This is a genomic window from Pseudoalteromonas sp. A757 (assembly GCF_004103285.1).
Classification (GTDB): Bacteria; Pseudomonadota; Gammaproteobacteria; order Enterobacterales; family Alteromonadaceae; genus Pseudoalteromonas; species Pseudoalteromonas galatheae.
The window spans coordinates 30,409-48,265 of record NZ_QNQN01000059.1; the positions used below are offsets into that span (position 1 = coordinate 30,409).

General features: G+C 43.5%; 16 protein-coding genes. 9 read left to right on the forward strand and 7 right to left on the reverse strand.

Features of this window, described 5'->3' with window-relative positions:
- Positions 1-50 precede the first annotated feature (50 nt).
- Together DRB05_RS04775 and DRB05_RS22730 are read left to right on the forward strand one after the other, a co-directional pair.
- Positions 51-680, forward strand: a complete 630-nt coding sequence (locus tag DRB05_RS04775; protein ID WP_128725912.1) for an SDR family oxidoreductase — start codon at positions 51-53, stop codon at positions 678-680.
- A gap of 397 nt (positions 681-1,077) precedes the next feature.
- On the forward strand, positions 1,078-1,248 hold the full coding sequence (locus DRB05_RS22730; RefSeq protein ID WP_010370673.1) for a hypothetical protein: 171 nt from the start codon (positions 1,078-1,080) through the stop codon (positions 1,246-1,248).
- Positions 1,249-1,487: 239 nt separating this feature from the next.
- Here the strand turns inward: DRB05_RS22730 and DRB05_RS04780 are convergent, their stop codons facing one another.
- From DRB05_RS04780 to DRB05_RS04795, 4 genes are all read right to left on the reverse strand, one after another.
- Positions 1,488-1,736 carry a DUF3297 family protein gene (locus DRB05_RS04780; RefSeq protein ID WP_010370670.1) on the reverse strand — a complete coding sequence of 83 codons (249 nt, stop codon included), beginning with the start codon at positions 1,734-1,736 and terminating at the stop codon, positions 1,488-1,490.
- Between the two features lie 103 nt (positions 1,737-1,839).
- A complete protein-coding gene (locus tag DRB05_RS04785; protein WP_128725913.1) occupies positions 1,840-2,826 on the reverse strand; it encodes an MDR family oxidoreductase in 987 nt (328 codons plus the stop codon).
- Positions 2,827-2,902: 76 nt separating this feature from the next.
- Positions 2,903-3,541, reverse strand: a complete 639-nt coding sequence (locus DRB05_RS04790) for a TetR family transcriptional regulator C-terminal domain-containing protein (RefSeq protein WP_128725914.1) — start codon at positions 3,539-3,541, stop codon at positions 2,903-2,905.
- 153 nt (positions 3,542-3,694) lie between these two features.
- A complete protein-coding gene (locus tag DRB05_RS04795) occupies positions 3,695-4,588 on the reverse strand; it encodes a LysR family transcriptional regulator (protein ID WP_128725915.1) in 894 nt (297 codons plus the stop codon).
- A 96-nt stretch (positions 4,589-4,684) separates the two neighbouring features.
- Between DRB05_RS04795 and DRB05_RS04800 the strand changes: the two genes are divergently transcribed.
- On the forward strand, positions 4,685-5,617 hold the full coding sequence (locus DRB05_RS04800) for a peptidyl-alpha-hydroxyglycine alpha-amidating lyase family protein (protein WP_161568672.1): 933 nt from the start codon (positions 4,685-4,687) through the stop codon (positions 5,615-5,617).
- 277 nt (positions 5,618-5,894) lie between these two features.
- Here the strand turns inward: DRB05_RS04800 and dctP are convergent, their stop codons facing one another.
- On the reverse strand, positions 5,895-6,992 hold the full coding sequence (gene dctP / locus DRB05_RS04805; RefSeq protein ID WP_128725917.1) for a TRAP transporter substrate-binding protein DctP: 1,098 nt from the start codon (positions 6,990-6,992) through the stop codon (positions 5,895-5,897).
- 196 nt (positions 6,993-7,188) lie between these two features.
- Between dctP and DRB05_RS04810 the strand changes: the two genes are divergently transcribed.
- From DRB05_RS04810 to DRB05_RS04830, 5 genes are all read left to right on the forward strand, one after another.
- Positions 7,189-8,685 carry a cytochrome c peroxidase gene (locus DRB05_RS04810; protein WP_128725918.1) on the forward strand — a complete coding sequence of 499 codons (1,497 nt, stop codon included), beginning with the start codon at positions 7,189-7,191 and terminating at the stop codon, positions 8,683-8,685.
- A 20-nt stretch (positions 8,686-8,705) separates the two neighbouring features.
- Entirely contained in the window at positions 8,706-10,178 is a 1,473-nt protein-coding gene (locus DRB05_RS04815; RefSeq protein ID WP_128725919.1) for an ATP-binding protein, read from the forward strand.
- Positions 10,179-10,190: 12 nt separating this feature from the next.
- On the forward strand, positions 10,191-10,889 hold the full coding sequence (locus DRB05_RS04820; protein WP_128725920.1) for a response regulator: 699 nt from the start codon (positions 10,191-10,193) through the stop codon (positions 10,887-10,889).
- 127 nt (positions 10,890-11,016) lie between these two features.
- On the forward strand, positions 11,017-12,099 hold the full coding sequence (locus DRB05_RS04825; protein ID WP_128725921.1) for an MBL fold metallo-hydrolase: 1,083 nt from the start codon (positions 11,017-11,019) through the stop codon (positions 12,097-12,099).
- Positions 12,100-12,336: 237 nt separating this feature from the next.
- The gene (locus tag DRB05_RS04830; protein WP_128725922.1) at positions 12,337-13,722 is read left to right on the forward strand and encodes a hypothetical protein; all 1,386 of its coding nucleotides are present in this window, start codon (positions 12,337-12,339) and stop codon (positions 13,720-13,722) included.
- A 100-nt stretch (positions 13,723-13,822) separates the two neighbouring features.
- Here the strand turns inward: DRB05_RS04830 and DRB05_RS04835 are convergent, their stop codons facing one another.
- Entirely contained in the window at positions 13,823-14,071 is a 249-nt protein-coding gene (locus DRB05_RS04835; protein WP_128725923.1) for a hypothetical protein, read from the reverse strand.
- A 222-nt stretch (positions 14,072-14,293) separates the two neighbouring features.
- Positions 14,294-16,990: a DUF2339 domain-containing protein gene (locus DRB05_RS04840; RefSeq protein WP_128725924.1), complete on the reverse strand. Its 2,697-nt coding sequence runs from the start codon at positions 16,988-16,990 to the stop codon at positions 14,294-14,296.
- Positions 16,991-17,233: 243 nt separating this feature from the next.
- Here DRB05_RS04840 and DRB05_RS04845 point away from each other — a divergent pair, with 243 nt between their 5' ends.
- Positions 17,234-17,782 carry a carbohydrate binding domain-containing protein gene (locus DRB05_RS04845; protein WP_128725925.1) on the forward strand — a complete coding sequence of 183 codons (549 nt, stop codon included), beginning with the start codon at positions 17,234-17,236 and terminating at the stop codon, positions 17,780-17,782.
- Positions 17,783-17,857 lie beyond the last annotated feature (75 nt).

Sequence of the window (17,857 nt, forward strand, 5' to 3'; positions counted from 1 at the left end):
GCCATGATCCCAAGGTCTTAGTTAAGCAAACACTTTAAAGGAGTTTATCTATGAAGACCTTAATCATTGGTGCCAGTGGTCAAATTGGAAAAATGACGACAAAGAAAATGCTGGAACAAGGCCACGACGTTGTCGCGTTAGTGCGTAATAAAGACAAGTTGGCAGATATTGAATCTGAGCAACTCACTATCACTGAGCAAGATCTTGAGAACGATTTTAGCTCTGCTTTTGACAACGTCGAGCAGGTAATATTTAGCGCAGGCTCTGGTGGGGAAACGGGTGCGGACAAAACCCTACTGATTGATTTATGGGCCGCCACTAAAGCTATTGATTATGCTGTGAAAGCAAACGTTAAACATTTTATTATGGTCAGCTCTATCGGTGCCGACGATCCTGATAACATTGAAAGTGAAATCAAACCGTACTTGGTAGCCAAACACATGGCCGACCAACATCTACAAAGAAGTGTCGTAAACTACACCATCGTTCGGCCAGGTGCGTTACAAAATGAGCCTGCAACTGGGGGATTCTCCACTTCACGCCCTGAAAATAGAAAAGATGCAGTGATAAGTCGAGAGAATGTCGCAGATGCGCTAGCTTATCTTGCCACTCGGCATCCTCAGAATCTAACGTTTGAACTATTTAACGGCGATCAGTCAGTCGAACAATTACTGTCCTAGTAAAGTAACAATGTCTCGGGGTTTAACACCTCGAGGCAAGCCCATATGCTTTAAGTTGGATAAGTGTTAAAAATATTTACTGCTACACCCACATAAAAAGCTTGCTTTAAAAAAAACAATTCTATAGTATTCGCTACTTGCTTTAACTTCCTCTCAAAATAGAGCAAATTCCAAGTAATGCCTCCTTGCCTTGATCCAGTAAGTCCGCATAAAAATACAAGTAGAGCTTAATATAGTCAGGCGAAAATCAAACCAATCAAGAAAATTGGTATAAGCTGTCATACCCATGTCGGGTTGTTGCGAGGACAGCGTCTTCTGTTCGCTAAACTGTAATGAAGCTCATCTACTATCAAAAGCATCAGCTAATTTGCTGTGCATTATAAAAGTGAGTTTTATTATGTCATATACATATAACGGAACAGAGATCCGTGTTGAGCAACCAATTCGCTCGATTTCGGTGAACAAATCTAAAGTGATCTTTGCTGACGGCACAGGCCGTAAGATCACACAATTCGCCAATGGCGGCGAAGCACGTCAATTTCTGAGCTGGTTAACTTCAGCACATTGATTGTGTGGTAATACCAATTTGACTTAATACTTGCTCAATTTGAAGGAGTAAATCTGACGCTAACAGCGTTAAAAATTTCTTATTTAGAACAACTAAATAGCAAAATTTTTTCCTGGTTATCGACAAGATTTTCTCGCCTCAAAATAGACCACTTAATTAAGAAAATTGGTATAATATAATTGATGTAAAAAAATGCCGGACAAAGTCCGGCATTTTTGTATCTTCAATATTTGTTAAGCTTAGCAATAGTAAGCTTCAACAGTCCCTTTTGACTTCAGTAGCAAAGGCTGACCACGACGGTCTAATGCCTTTGGTGATGCTACCTTAATCCAGCCTTCGCTGATGCAGTATTCTTCAACATCAGTGCGCTCTTTACCATTAAAACGAATGCCAATGTGGTGTTCTAGCACTTCTTTTGCGTAATGCGGACTACGAGGGTTGATAGAAAGTCTATCTGGCAATGCTGGTTTTTCAGTTGAATCTGTCATTTTGTTTCTTCAATTATTTAAGCATACTGTATTGTAGGTAATCGCATCGACCTGCTCAATAGCGGTCGACCTAAATTTTGACAAAACCCTGCTTAACCAAACATCAAGCGTTAACATCAACAATAACGCGCCCTCTTATTTTGCCATCAAGCAAGTCCGCTGCGGTGGCAATCACCTCATTCAACGTAATTTCATGGGCAATCATATTGAGTTTATTTAATTCAAGTTCGCTCGCTAATCGCTGCCATGCTTCAATTCTTAACGCTTTGGGGCACATCACACTGTCAATACCTGCCAACGTCACCCCTCGTAAAATAAAAGGCGCCACTGTGGCAGGTAAATCCATACCACCAGCTAACCCACAAGCAGCGACCACGCCACCATATTGTGTGCTAGCACAGGCGTTTGCTAAAACGTGTGAACCAACTACATCTACCACTCCTGCCCAACGCTCTTTTGCAAGCGGCTTACCAGCTCCTTCTAACTCACTGCGATGGATCACATTTTGCGCACCAAGCTGGCTAAGAAATTGAGCTTCTTGCTCTACCCGCCCGCTTAGCGCCGTAACACTGTAGCCAAGCTTTGATAAAATAGCGACGGCAACACTTCCTACGCCCCCAGCTGCACCAGTCACAAGTATCTCGCCTCGTTCAGGTGTCACACCATGGCGTTCAAGCGCCATCACACATAACATCGCGGTATACCCTGCGGTGCCGATAGCCATCGCATCTTTTGCCTCAAATTGAGTCGGCAAAGGAACCAACCAGTCACCGTTCACTCGCGCTTTTTGTGCCAGACCTCCCCAGTGCTTTTCACCTACTCCCCAACCATTAAGGATCACAAGTTGTCCAGGCTGATAATCGGGATGCGACGAAGTAGACACTTTCCCCACAAAATCGATACCAGGAACCATAGGAAAGTGCCTAACTACGGGAGACTTGCCAGTAATAGCTAACGCATCTTTGTAGTTTAGCGTTGAGTACAACACGTCTATATCAACGTCTCCTGGCATGAGTTCTGATCCAGTTACCTCATTCAGTGTTGCGACGTAATTACCATCTTGTTTATCAATGACTATTGCTTTATACATATCATCTCCATTAATTAGACTGATCGTCTATTAAATTACAAAAAAGCGGGGCATACCCTGCTCAGATGTAGCTTGGTTAATCCGGCATTTGAATCGAGCGAATAAAAAACGTTGAAAAACGCTGAAGTGGTACACCACTTTGTTCAAGCTTGGCTCTCATAACTGCGCCTTCCCAACCATTCCAAAACGTGTAGGCCAGTTCATCACAATGGTGCTCAGTTGAAATATGACCAAGCTGCTTGGCGTGCTCAAAGCATTGAGCGACCAAGATTTGCCACTCATTCAGAACGTCACCTAGTTTGTCTCTAAAAGATTCTGGTAGCTGAGCAATTTCTTGACTTAAATTGCCAACTAAACAGCCTCGTGTGTAATTATATTTAGCCATCGACCGTTCAGCTTGCTCCATAAATAGTGCAAGTCTGGCTAACGGCTCAAGACCCTCAGCGGATAATGCTTTAGTGAGCTTTGCACTCAGAAACGATGAGTAATGTTCAATCAGTACTAAACCATATGCCTCTTTGCTCGCAAAGTAATGATAAAAAGACCCTTTTGGTACATTTACCGTTCGCAAAATGGCATCAATCCCAGTAGCAGCAAAACCTTTTTCGGTGAGAATTTCCATACCTGTTCGGATCAATGCCGCCCTAGTTTCACTAAAACCAGCTTGCTCTTTTTTTGGCCGGCCACGACGCCGTTTTATACTACTTTCATTCATAAATTAAATATTAGACCGGTCGTCTAATAAAGTAAATAGCCATCGTTACTTAAATTAAAATGCCACCACTCATTCCAATTGGCAGGTACGGGATCCCAGAGTTCAAGAAAGAGCCGGTAACGTTTGTATACCCCTAGACGGAGTTGAGACGTATCAAGATGCAAAGTCTGCACGCTTAATAAAATGAATAAATGCACTGACCTTTTGAGAGTCATACGATTTACCATGATAGATCGCATGTACCACTTGTTCTCCCCAATCATATTCTGGGAATAAAACTTGAAGTTCGCCACTGTTTATCTCGCTGCGTACTTGATACTCAAATAGCCGACTTACCCCGCCACCTTGGACACAAAGCGATTTTAGTGCCGCATAACTGTTGCTAGAAAACGCAGTGGCAGTTTTTACACTGAGACGGCAAGAGCCATCACTATAAGCCCAGTCATTAAGGGTTTTACGATGAGTAAAGTTTAAACATCGATGCTGTGTCAGGCATGATGGCTCATTTGTCATCCCATTCGACGCCAAGTACTCAGGGCTTGCGACAATTACTCTCTTACAGCTTGTGATCCGCTGGCTGGTCAGTGATGAATCTTCCAAAGAGTCACTGCTTCTGAGCGCAATATCTATCTCCTGCGAGGGCAAATTGAGCTGCTCATTGGTAAGGTTGAGTGATAAACTAAGATCTGGATATTGACGTTGAAAATCAATTAGCATTGACTCAGAAAGTAACTCGCCAATCGCAGGTGTTGCGGTAATAGTCAATCTTCCCTGTATGCGCTCACTTGCCTTCATGTCATCAAGCATATTTTTTAAAGCATGCAATTGTTCAACGGCTTTGGAATACATCATTTTCCCATCGGCACTAAGCTCGATCGCACGCGTCGTACGGTTTAACAAGCGTTTGCCCACACAATGTTCAAGCTTGGCAATTGCTTTACTTACTGCGGGGCTCTGTACACCTAATATTTCCGATGCTTTAACGAAGCTCCTCTGCTCCACTACAACACAAAACACCCTAAGTAAATACACTAAGTCTCTATCCATTATTTCCTCAGTGGAAGTTAATACATTCCATTAGCGCTATTTTCAGGAACTTATCTGGTAGTGATAATGGCATTACCAACCACGGAGATCAAATTGATGAATACAAAATACTACTCAAAGTTCTTGCAATATTTTTTCTTAATGATGTTTATTGCGATCACTCAAAACAGCCTAGCAGCACAAGGAGGTAAGCAACAGCAAGATGCTAAACATGTCGACCTAACCTTACCGAAAGATTGGTATTTAGGTGAAGTAACTGGATTAGAATTTTTACCAAACGGCGATCTTGTCGTGTTTAACAGAGGGCTACACCCACTGCTAATTTTTAGTGCAACTGGTCAGTTTAAACGTGAAATTGGCTTAGGGTTATTTGCCGTTCCTCATGGTTTATTTGTTGATAGCCAGGGGAGTATTTGGACAACAGACCAACAAACACACCAAGTGCTGAAGCTTAACCCTGAAGGTAACATTGAATTAATTTTAGGGCGCAAAGATTTTAAAGGTCTAGGTTGGTTTGAAAACGGCTATCAAGTCAACTTGTTTACTTCCCCCAGTGATGTTGCACTTGATAGTAAAGGTAATATCTATGTTGCTGACGGGGGAAATTTTCGTATCGTCAAATTCGATCAATATGGGAAACTAGTGAAAGCGTGGGGTGAAAAAGGAGAGCTTCCGGGGCAGTTCAACTTCCCCCATTCGTTATATATTGATGCTGATGATACGCTTTATGTCACTGACAGGCAAAATGCAAGAATTCAGCTTTTTGATACTGAGGGTGAATTCTTAAAGCAATGGAAAGACATTGGTTTTCCCTATGAGATAGAGCGCCTTAATGCTAACTCTCTCGTTATTTCTGACGCCCGAAGCGGCGAAATTAACAAGATTGATTTTAATGGCCAAGTAACAGAGAGGCTCGGAAAGTGGGGCAAGCGTGAATCTGAATTTGGCTTTCCTCACGGCCTTGCTGTCAATCACAAGGGGGAAATTTATGTCGGTGAGCTACTTAACTGGCGAGTGCAAAAGTTTTAACGGTATTATAAGTTTCTAACCAATCAACGGCTCCTATTATTACTGAAATTGTAATAAGTAAACGAGTTATACCAGTTGTATTTAATAAAAGATCTATCTTGAAGCGGGGAAATAGCTTTAGTAGCACCGCTCTCGCGTCCTGCTACCGCTAAGGTACCTATATCCATATAGGCAAGGCAAAAATTTTGCTATTTAGTTGCTATTAAAGTAGAAACTTCTAACGAAGCAACTTTGATATTTTGCCCTTCAAATTGATTGGAAATTAATTTTATTGGTACTAATATGCCTTTCTCTCTGTCGAATCCAACAGCTGTTGAAACGCGCGGGTGCTACCCAATAGCTCGCGTTTAACTTCATTCCATTGGGCGTTGTGGTGTCCAAATCTTAGCTGCCATTGGCGCACTTCATCTTGGCTTGGCTGGTACAGCTTTGCACCCAACGCCATCAACGCTCGTTCACAACGCTGCTGAAGTTGCTCAATTTGCGACACATGAATGTGAAATGTCTGCTGTGCCGCTTCCTCTATTTCTCCTTTTATACGTAAGGGCAACGTATTTAGCCACTGTTGGTTCGCAACTGTCACCCAAGCATCAGGAACACTCTCTAGAAGAGATACATGACCAATTTGGTTTTTGAGCTGATCGGGGCCGGCAAACAGCCCAACGACACTGGGGTCAATCACATCTATATGCTTTGTGCGAGCCATTTTTGCAACGTTGGCCCATGGAACATCAACAACACTTGCTGGAGTCATACTATAAAAATGACTTAACACGCTAGATGCCGGTACTCTCAACACCGCTTCTTTTAGCTTATCAGGTAAATTAATTAACCGATTGAAGTGCTTGATACTCGATAACGTTCGTGCTCCAGCAATATGATGCATTAATATCGTGAGTTTCCCTTGGCGGTTGATAGGATCAACAACTAAAGAATGCCAATGTGGAGAGCGTATCAAGTTTAGAAATGCTTGATTGCTGCCCGCCCAAAATGGAATGTTTAAAATATCTAGCATCGGCAGCGCACGAGACAAATTTGATACTGATATAAGTATGCCTTCCACCTGACCACGCATTACCGCAGCCATTAACTCTCGACCTGTGCCTAACTTACCGCTATGGTGAATATCCACATATACCCTTTCTCTAGTCATACGCTCAACGTTTTGCTTAAACTCGTTGTGCATATGTGGAATAAATTCAGACAAATTAGTCGGGTACGGAGAAGCCAACCTTAATACATATAGTGCATTTTGGCGTTTGGCGAGCTCCTCCTCTGAGGGCTGCACCGTAGCAAACGCCTGTTGATATGGTAACGAAAGGCTCGCGCATACCGCTAAAGAAGCTTGAATAAATCGACGCCGACTTCTAGACACAAGGAGTACAACCAAACTAACCACCAATTACTAAAAGATAGTTGAGCCTTGTACTATTTCAATCGGGTCAACAGATCCTAGCCTTTGGTATAAGAGTTTTGTCTACTTTCTAAGCATAAAGTTTTTGCTTTCCACATTCTCTGCACTTTTGCCTGTCATTTTTAAAACTCGAATCACAATAAGGTTTGGAATAACGATGAACAACGCGAACTTTCTACGTGCAATGGCACTTGTTACCGCGGTGGCAAGTTTACCAATAGCAGCACAACATAGACCTCTACCACCTCCGCCTCCGAGTCAACCGCAACCAAGCTCGGTATTAGATGATGAGCTCTCGCAAATTATTACTGCTCACGGTATTACTGGCAGAGTCGCAGGTGCACAGCAACTGCCGAAGATCTCAGATCCCATCGCTCAGCTCGGCATGCAGTTATTCTTTAGCAAAGCCCTTGGAGGAGAAAAGTCAGTCGCCTGTGCCAGCTGTCACGACCCCAGACTCGGTGGCACCGATGGGCTTTCCTTGCCAATTGGTACTAATGCAGTCGAGAGTGATGTGATAGGCCCAGGCCGCCTGGCTGTGAATGATGACATCAATATCCCGCGAAACTCTCCCACCATTTTTAATACAGGGTTTGAGAATAGCGCTTTATTTTGGGACGGCCGTGTTCAACGAGTGACCACCACTGACGATCAAGGTAATGAGAGCAGTTTTATCAGCACACCTGATTCAGGTTTTAATCAGCCAGATCCAAACGCAGCAGACTCACTAGTTGCAACCCTGTCCCGTTTTCCTGTCACCTCTCGTGAAGAAATGCGTGGTGAAGCTTTCGAAAGTGCCGAAACCAATGAGCAAGTTCGCTCGCATCTCGCACAACGTATTGGCGATTACGGCGATGAAGCGGGAAGCTTGGCCACCAATGATTGGCTCCAAGCCTTTAGAGAAGCATTCAACTCACAAGCAGACGCGCAAACCTTAATTACTTTTGATAGCATTGCCTTCGCACTCGGCCAGTATCAAGCGTCATTTGTGATGGTGGATACTGATTGGCATCGTTATGCCCGAGGTGAGCGTGGCGCACTCAGCGACAAACAAAAACGTGGTGCTAAACTCTTTTTTACTCCCGTTGCTGAAGGCGGTGCAGGGTGTGGAGGGTGCCACAGCGGTGAGCGGTTCACTAACAATGGTTTCTTTAACCTCGCCTTTCCACAGTATGGTATTGGTACACAAGATAATAAGGCCGACATCGGGCGTGCTGCAATTGACCCTTCGCCTCAAAACCAATTCGCATTCAGAGTCCCAAGCCTAATAAACATTGCCCTGACTGCGCCATATGGCCATTCAGGCGGCTACGAAACATTAGAGCAGGTGGTTAATCATTACTCAAATCCTGAGCAAACCGTCGAGCAATTCTTTCAACGTGGTGGTGCATGTGGGTTAAAGCAGTTTGCCTTGACCGCTCAGTGTGACACACTAAACCTACAAGCGAGAGAAAATAGTGAAGCGGCGTTAGCGTTACTGCGCCAGTCACCTTTTGTTGCTGCTAATTTAGCACCACAACAAAAGCAAGATCTGGTCGCGTTTTTACATGCATTGACAGACAAGTGCGCAAAAGACCAGCAGTGCGTAAAAAGATGGGTACCGAACCGTCGCACACCAGACCCTGATAATTTACGCTTGCGTGCTCAACGTTAACGGGTGGAATAACAACAACTATGAAAATGACCATTCGCGTCAAACTATTGCTGATAATATTAATAGCCAACACCGCATTGGTGCTGGCTATCTATATCGCCAATAAATTAGCGTTTGAAAAAAGCTTTACGGCCTATCTTGAAAATACTTCCCGGGCTCAACTAAAAGAGGTCGTAACGCAAGTTGCCGAGACGTATGCACGCCATGATTCTTTGGACTGGGTATATCGAGGTTCAGAAGATTGGAACAGCATAGTGCGTAGCTTCTATGGTCTTTCTGAAGATGAGCGCCCGCGAGATAGACCACATTCTCGTCCACCACCAAAGCATCGTGAAAGAGGCGAAAGAGGGCCACGAAGACATGACGGCCCTCCACCTCGTTTGGACAATAAAAAGCGCCTGCTGATCAAAGACGCACAAGGCAATATTATTATGGGCACACCGAAAAGTAAGCAGACTTCGCTGTGGTTCCCAGTCTATCAAAGCGACCACTTGGCGCAGCCTAAACGCGAACAGATTATCGCCTACTTAGGCGTCGAGCAAAGTGGCTTGGTACGCAATGACTTCGACCAACTGTTTGCGGAGCAGCAACGCAAACAGTTCATCATCATTGCGCTCGTCGCCTTATTAATTACGTTAGTGATTGCCGTGCCATTTAGTAAATATATGGTCAATCCAATTGTTTTGTTGCGCCGCAATGCAAAAACACTGACACAAGGAAATTACGATGCTCGCGTCGATATTGCGAGTAAAGATGAACTTGGCTTACTCGCCAGAGATATGAACCGCTTGGCAGACACATTAGCGCAAAACCAAATAGCTAGACAGCAATGGATAGCAGATATTTCGCACGAGCTACGCACGCCAATTGCCGTGATCCGCGCGGAACTTGAGGGAATGATTGATGGCATAATAGCAAGCGATCCCGAACAACTTATGTCGCTTAACGAAGAGATCCAACGATTGACTCGACTGGTGGACGATTTACACCAACTGTCGCTGTCAGACCGTGGCGCGCTCACTTATAACATGGATAAAGAAAACCTCTACGACCTGCTCTCACGCACGTTTGCGAAAAGTAGTCACCAAATTGAAAAGCACCATCTTGCTTATTCTTTGCAATGCGATGAGCATATTACCTTAGAATGTGACGAGCAGCGCCTTGGACAGCTATTCGACAACTTGCTGCAAAATACCTTGCGCTACACAGATTCCTCAGCTGAGCAACCGGGAAACCTTGATGTAAAAGTCATACAGCAACAAGATAAAACGATAATTTACTGGCAGGACAGCGCACCTTCTGTACCACCAGAACAGCTAGATAAACTATTTGACAGGCTCTATCGAGTAGAGGAAGCACGGAGTAGAAAAACGGGCGGCTCAGGCCTTGGTTTAGCCATATGCCAGAGTATTGTTGCTGCCCACAACGGAAAAATCACTGCAGACTTGAGCGAACTGGGTGGTCTCGCTATTATTATTGAACTGAAAAAATAATGAGTTTCCACTGTGCCAAACAAACATATTTTAATCGTCGAAGATGAACCAAAACTTGCCGATATTTTAAGTAAGTATTTGGCTCAAGCCGAGTATACCAGCCATTGTGTTCACGATGGCGCATTGGCTGAAGAAGCTTTTAAACAACAGCAACCCGCCCTTATCTTGCTTGATCTCATGCTACCTAATCTTGACGGTATCGAAATTTGCAAACGGATCAGAGCTTACTCAAACGTGCCTATTGTCATGATCACCGCCAAAATAGAAGAAATTGATCGCCTACTTGGTCTAGAAGTTGGTGCTGACGATTACGTGTGCAAACCCTATAGTCCAAAAGAAGTCGTCGCCAGAGTAAAAGCCATTTTAAGGCGCGTGGCACTAAACGAACGCGGCACAGTGTCAGAAACAGAGAGCAAACTTAAACTGGATGAAGAGAGCTTGTTTGTCTCTTTCCTCGACGCTAAAGCGACGCTCACTTACGTCGAGTTTATGCTGTTAAAGGCTATGTACGGTCATCCATGTCGAATTTATAGTCGCGACTTATTGATGGATCACATTTATGACGATAGCCACATTGTTAGCGACAGGACCATAGATAGCCATATCAAAAATATTCGTAAGAAACTACAAAGCATCGCACCTAAATACGACTTTATCCACTCCATTTACGGAGCAGGATATAAATTTGAGGCGCAGGAACGTAATTCCTAGTCCTCAGCCTGTAATGTAAGTTGGATTACGCGCTAATCCAACTCCCGCTAAGTAGCTCACCGCTATCCCCTATTTCCTTTTATTGGTAAACTCAAAAAGTAGCTAATAATTATAAAAAGGAATAGACATGAAAAGGCTTGCTTTAGCAGTCTTAATCCCATTAACAGGTTGCAGTAATAGTAATGTTGTAGAGCGAATACAATCTGAGTCTTCCGTGGTAAAACATAGCTCTGTAGAAGGGTATGAAGATAGATATTCCAACATCTACAATAAGTTTAAAGATTACCCCGTGACTTGCGACGAAAACTGTTATCCAGCCACCCAACAAATTCAATGTCAGTCCGAAATGCAAGATTGCACCTACGTTGGCAACCCCCCCACTCTCTCGCTCAATACCGGCTTTGCTATCCAATGGCTTGGGCATGCGAGTTTTAAAGTGAATACCAAAGATGGACAACAGTTTTTATTTGACCCCGTCACGGCTCAATTTGACTGGCCTGTAAACTGGGCATTTCGCCTCTCAGAGGGGTTTTATCGCAATCAACCTGCACAGCTCAGTCAAACAGAGTTACAGCAAACCAATGCTGTAATGTACTCCCACATTCATTACGATCATTTTAACAAGAGCGATATCGAAGCGATTGGTACTGGACCAAGTTACCTCACCCCACTTGGATTTGCAGAACACTTTCCTAAAAATGGATACAAGGTTTCTGAAATGGAGTGGTACTCAAGCAAACAGCTTGGTGAAGTAACCGCACACTTTGTGCCTGCAAATCACTTTAGCAGCCGTATTTGGGTGCCGTTTTTATACGAAGATCATGGCGCCGCACTGTGGGGTGGCTGGATATTAGAACACCAAGGTAAGACTCTATTTTTTGCAGGGGACACAGGATACTCACCGCATTTTAAAGACATTCAAGAAAAGTACGGTGATATTGATGTGTGCCTACTTCCTATTGCCTCATACTACAGCGAAGAAGATCCTAATTGGTATCGTAAAGTACACACCACACCAGAAGATGCACTAACTGCCGCAAAAGAGCTCGGCTGTAAGGTCATGGTGCCTTGGGGCTATGGTAATGCTAGTTGGAAAATGGGAGATAAAACTTCACATTCAGCGCTTTTCCGCTTACTCCACATGCAACAAGTGCTAAAAACCCAAACGCCACTGTATATTTTAAATGAAGGCGATTCAGTGCACCTATAACCTCATGCTAGCGCACCAAGTCTCAAATTGATTTGTTGCGTTATCAAGCTTCTTGTTTTCTGGCTTTTCTCAGCGATAGTTAATTATGCGTTTTACTGTCTAAAAAGTGATATAGATGACAACAAGAAACAATTAATAAAAACAGATACAACAAGTAGTTATAAAGCTTATTCCGGTTTTGTTCAGGTTATTGTGTTATAATTACAAAGTGTTATTTTAAGGAGGCACCATACCCGAGTGAGCAGAGCCAAACTAAGTCAAGACGAGAGCTTATCTTTTAAAATCAACTATCAACTCCTTCCCAAAGAGACAAACCAACTCGATCTGTATTTTTCAATCCCAACCGATATGGGGATTAATACCAACACGTTGAACGAAGTAGACTACTTTAATGCCAATATAAAAAGCCACAGTGCATATTACTCGGAGCAGCTCCACCTCCCCTTGGTACGTAGTCGCTTTATCAGCCAAAGCAAAGGTCAAAAAACCGATTACCGCGTTAATCTAAACCTATTTTGCTACCAGATCCGCATTGCGCTAGATGCCGATGTAAAACAGACGCTGAAGCTAAAAGAAGCCGATGAGTTTTATCCAGCTGCGCAATTATTAGTGGAAGAAACCGAGCGCCTATTGAAAAAGCTAAGACGTTACACGCCACCAGATAATAAGCTCAAACCTTACTACCAAAACGCAGATAATTACCTTAGCTGGCATACTGAGCAAGCGTTTTTGAAACTTCTCTCCAGCGGGCCTAAGTCAAGCGACTTCAGTGATGAACGAAGCTGTATTGTTAGCTTCTGCCAACAAGAAAGCCAATACCGTGAAGAGCAGAGCTATAATTCACAAGTGACGTTGGACGACCCAAACCGCATTACCAATAAAATGAAATTGCTCGAAAGGCTCATTGAATACGGCGTTGTTTTTAACAAACAAACTATAGACTTAAGTACCAATCTAAAGCGTTTAGTTCGCGGTGTGGTTACTGGCATTATCATGGCCTTTGTGATGTTTATTGTGCTCAACGCCCGTTCTAACTTTCAAGAAGTTACCGTCGCTCTTATCGCTTTACTTGGGGTCATTTATGGTCTTAGAGAAACTTTCAAAGAAGACTTAACCCAGTGGGCATGGCGTCATATTCAACGCGGCCGACCAAAGTGGCGCAACAAGTTTAAAAACTCAGTGACGGACGCCATCGTTTGTACACAAACGATATGGCTGGAACATATTCGTAAAAAAGATCTACCAGAAGACGTTGATAAGCTGCTGAAAAAGCGCCGACAGCAAAATAAACAAGCTGCGCATCTACTGCATTTTTGCTGTAAAAACCAAGTACATATCGATGAGTTTTTACCCGGTTACGAAGAAGTACAGCAACGTATCACCTTTAACATGAGTTCGTTTGTACGCTATCTAAAAAAAGGCGCAGGAAAGCTTTATAGTCTTGAAGGGAAAAAGGTCTCGAAAAAGTCAGTTGAACGCCGCTATCAAATCAACTTGGTAATGCGGTTTAAATCTTCTCAGGGAATACAGTTAGAGAGGTATAAACTTACCATGAACCGCTCTGAAATCGTCGCCATAGAGCTTATGGCAAGCGACTCCGTCTATATTGAAAACGACGCTTAAGCACAGGCGCATTTTCGTATAACCGCCGATAAAACGGATTGGAAGCAGGTTTATTCCGCACTCCAATCCTAAGTCCTGTGATGCGGCTACTCAAGAGATATTAATGCGCTTTCTTTGGTCCGTAACGAACCATGTCTTTGCCGTTTTCATACACCTCTTGAGATACCCAACGACCCAACAACAATTGGTGTTTATCATCCAAAATCGCAATAAATGGTCTGCCATCACTGTTGTTCGTTGCTAGTGCCACACCGGCCACGTTTTGTAATCCTAAGCCACCGTTATCAACTAGCAACAAAAAAGCTTCCAGCTCGTCCAAGGTTTCAATGATATCTTTATCGTTGATCATCTCTTCAATCTCACTTTCTCAGTATGCCGCGTAGAATACCAGTTATGTCGAAATGATTGAACCCAACATCAAATGCTGCTTTATCGGTGTGACTCATACTAAAATCCAAAATAAGACCGGTATGAGCGAGCAATAAATAGGTAGGTTAAACGTAGAGTCAACAGCAATGCGCGGCGCACGCATCACTGTTGAGGGTGGCTAATGGTTGTCAAAATGCAATATTCAGTCCGCCATTGGTTTTGCCTCTCTGGGCCGATCCTGCATTTTTTGAAACAGCCAACCAATACCCACCAGACATAAGCCTAAACCGATAAAAGACAAGGCGCGCAGCAAGCCCTCGAGGTTTGCCATATCGACCACAAAGGCTTTTAAAATAACGATAGCTAGCCCTGCAAAACCGGCGTTAATCAGCACTTTATGCTCTATCTGCTTGGCAACAAAAATCAATACGGTTGAAATCAATAGCCAAACAATCGAATAAGTATATAACTCGGATTGCTCCATTGGTATCGACAGCACAAGGAACCCCTCATGAAATAACGCCCGAATTTCACCGTTGACAAACAAGACCCCTAGCACGGCTATCAGTCCGTATACCAAACGCTTAAATTGTGGTGGTATTAACTTAAACTGGAGCATAACAGCGAATATACACGCTGGTGCCAACCACTGCAAAAGTAGCCAATTAAACACACCGTCTCCAATGTATTGCCTGTCAAAAAACGGATTATTGGCAAACGAAATATCGGCGTGGAGCAACGCGCTTCCAAGTAATAGCAAGCTCGCGGCAAGCGGATAAAGTCTGTTGCCCTTCTCGCTGAGCTGCCCTCGCCACAGATATACGGCGCCAAGCACCAGCCAATTCAAAGCAAGCAACACGGATTCTTGGAAACCGAGATTAGTAAAATCAGGGTAGTCTCCAATCAAGAGATAACTTGTTTCAGTTGTGACCAGAAGCGCAACAATATGCATTGCGACGCCCATAAACCAAGTGTTTAGGGCCTTTGAAGGGTTGTATTTGGTAGCAAACCAAATGATACCCAGCACCAGCGGATAGACCACAAGTGTCCAATGTATGGTTAAAATTGTTTCGTGCTTGTAATCTGCAAGCCAAGGCGCAAAAGTAAGACGGGTAACAACGGCAATAAGTGCAGCCTTATACAGCCAATCAGGTAAACGCACCTTGTACTTCCAGCTCAAATAACTCATAGACGCTACTTGTGTCGCAATCGCTAAAGTCAACGAGCTTGCCGAGAGTAACATCGTAAAACACAAACTCAGCATGGCGTTCGCCAAAATAAGGTAAGTGACCTGCTGAATATTTGTATCCGTTTTCATCGCACGATACGAAGCGAATAGCCCGATGGCCAACATCTCAATCGCCCATACAGGATATAAAATTGCTTCTGCGGCTCTCGGAGAAATAGCGTAGCTTACACCGTAAAGCGCCAGTGGTGCCACGTTCAACAACATCAAATAAGCGAGCCTTGATGGATATCGCTTAATCATCATCATGCTAAATAACATCGTGATGACCACTGCCACTTGGATAAACAAATACTTACCGGTGAATGGAAAAAGTACGTCGTCGTAAGTGCCCACCTTAGGCATTAAGTAGAATGAGAGAAGTACAAACAATAGTAAATAAAATGGCCAACTATCCAGTGCACTATGTCTATAAGCCGCACACAAAACAACGCTAGCAAATAACACATTAGCCCAAATAAGCGTATCGATTTGGGTTTTTATTATTAGCGCACATGCGATAAGTAACAGTGGGAGTAAAATTCCCAATTGTTCTTTTCTCGGCATTAATAGATCTTTGACAGGCAACGGACTTATCATTGAATTCGTCAGTCGCCAACCTAGTACGTCTACCAGCACATATAAGTACATAGAGATAAGTGCAAAAATCAGCAGCACCCAAAAGTCGCCGCTCCCACCAACCGCAACGGCGGTGCAAAACCATAAGAAATGCCCAACAAAACTTTGCCACCACAACCACTTTTGTTTCACATAATCCGCAACCCATATCGCAGAGAGTGAAACAAAGCTGATATATAGCAGTAACGCACCGATATTATTAGAACCTGTCGATACCAAAGCAGGCACGACATACGCACCAACGATGCCAATACCTGCGAGCACTGGGCCAAATCTCAGTGCCAACGAAGTCGCAGCCAAGGAGATAATGGCGAGTAAAACAAAAGCCAAATTAGCCGGTATAAAATGATAGAAATCAAAAGCAACTAGCGTCATGGCAAAGCAAGTGATCACGCCACCACTGGCAAGCGCTGCAGAAATGTATGGAGTATTAATTTTTAGCTTTTCTTTGTAGCGATTTACGGCTTCAGCGGCAGTAACCAAACCAGCTCCAAAAAGAGCCCCAAGTATCACTCGTACACTTGGGGGAAGAAGTCCGGCTTCGATGGAATACTTTGCCAAAAAAACACCGCCAAGAGCTAGCACCACGGCACCTAACCAGAAGAGTCCATTTCCTTTTAATAAGGGATCTAAAGTAAAGTCAAATTCAAAGGCAGGTTTACTCTTACTCGGCTTGGCTCTTGCGATAGTGACCGTGCTTTCGCTTTCAGACTGCTGAGATTGTGGATGATTGGCTGTTTCCGTGGATTCGCCCAATGCAGTCCGTGCAATTAATGATGTGCTATTAGCTGTTTCAACGTTTATTTCCCCACACTCAGAATGTTTGTGTTCTGTACGTGTTTGCTCTAGCGGCCGTTGCTCAGAATAGTCTCGGCTTTCAAGAGCCGAGATCCTGCGACTCTGCTGCTCTATCGTGCTTTGTAATTGATGTACCTTTTTGACTAGTTGCTTAAGCCTCTGTCTATCTTGTAGAGCAAAAACAGCGCCAATAAATACAAAAAGATAAAAAATAAAAGAGATAAACTCCGTATCCATACGACTCCTTATTTGTTTGCTAGGCACCTGGCTAACCTGTATTAGAAACAGTATGAGATCAACCACACCAATAAATCAATCTCTCATGATAGTAGTAATGACTTTAGCAAGCCGCATAAAAAGTACTATGACTTGAAATTTTCTAACATTGACCAAAAATACACATGAGCCCCGTTGTCATATTACCTCCTTGTAAATAAACTAAAAAATTATATTTAGAGACGTTGTTCTAAGAATTTTTCTATGCGTTTTTTATTGCTTTTACTCGCCATAGCATTTTCTGGCTGTAGCTATACTCAGTCGAACTTAAAGCCAAAACAGTGGCGTTTTGCGACCGATCCGCATGGCAGCCAAGCAATTCTGAATGGCCCGCTTGTTGATGAAGAGCAAGTTGCTATTCAGTTTAAACGCGTGCCGCGAGTCGACAAACAAAACAATTCTTGGGTAGAACTCATTTACGACTTACCCACTAAACAGCTCCCCTATCAATTCAATATCGCACTGACGTATAAAAGTGATAACGCTTTAATCGTTAAGTTATCACAACGTGAGTATGGCGGCTCAGGTGATAGAAGCTATGCGCACTATCAAACTAAATTACCAGCTTCAAGCACTTGGCAAACAATCAACGTATCTCTGAGCGATTTTGCCAGACCCAATTGGACACCTGCTTGGTCAAAAGACAAAGGGGTTATACTCAAGCATGTTTCCGCACTTTACTTGGTACCTGACTTGACGGACGCAGAAGGTGGCGAGGCAAGTCTTGCAATAAAAAGTCTTCGAATTGAGTAATTCACTGATTAGAAGTGATGTACGGTAGATGTGAAGTATTGCGGCCGTTCGCAAAGACACAATGTAGCCAGCACA

Coding starts and splice junctions, on each gene's coding strand:
- DRB05_RS04775 (WP_128725912.1), top strand. CDS start 51: ATGAAGACCTTAATCATTGGTGCCAGTGGTCAAATTGGAAAAATGACG.
- DRB05_RS04790 (WP_128725914.1), bottom strand. CDS start 3,541: ATGAATGAAAGTAGTATAAAACGGCGTCGTGGCCGGCCAAAAAAAGAG.
- DRB05_RS04810 (WP_128725918.1), top strand. CDS start 7,189: ATGAACAACGCGAACTTTCTACGTGCAATGGCACTTGTTACCGCGGTG.
- DRB05_RS22730 (WP_010370673.1), top strand. CDS start 1,078: ATGTCATATACATATAACGGAACAGAGATCCGTGTTGAGCAACCAATT.
- DRB05_RS04845 (WP_128725925.1), top strand. CDS start 17,234: ATGCGTTTTTTATTGCTTTTACTCGCCATAGCATTTTCTGGCTGTAGC.
- DRB05_RS04835 (WP_128725923.1), bottom strand. CDS start 14,071: ATGATCAACGATAAAGATATCATTGAAACCTTGGACGAGCTGGAAGCT.
- DRB05_RS04785 (WP_128725913.1), bottom strand. CDS start 2,826: ATGTATAAAGCAATAGTCATTGATAAACAAGATGGTAATTACGTCGCA.
- DRB05_RS04780 (WP_010370670.1), bottom strand. CDS start 1,736: ATGACAGATTCAACTGAAAAACCAGCATTGCCAGATAGACTTTCTATC.
- DRB05_RS04815 (WP_128725919.1), top strand. CDS start 8,706: ATGAAAATGACCATTCGCGTCAAACTATTGCTGATAATATTAATAGCC.
- DRB05_RS04795 (WP_128725915.1), bottom strand. CDS start 4,588: ATGGATAGAGACTTAGTGTATTTACTTAGGGTGTTTTGTGTTGTAGTG.
- DRB05_RS04800 (WP_161568672.1), top strand. CDS start 4,685: ATGAATACAAAATACTACTCAAAGTTCTTGCAATATTTTTTCTTAATG.
- DRB05_RS04840 (WP_128725924.1), bottom strand. CDS start 16,990: ATGGATACGGAGTTTATCTCTTTTATTTTTTATCTTTTTGTATTTATT.
- DRB05_RS04825 (WP_128725921.1), top strand. CDS start 11,017: ATGAAAAGGCTTGCTTTAGCAGTCTTAATCCCATTAACAGGTTGCAGT.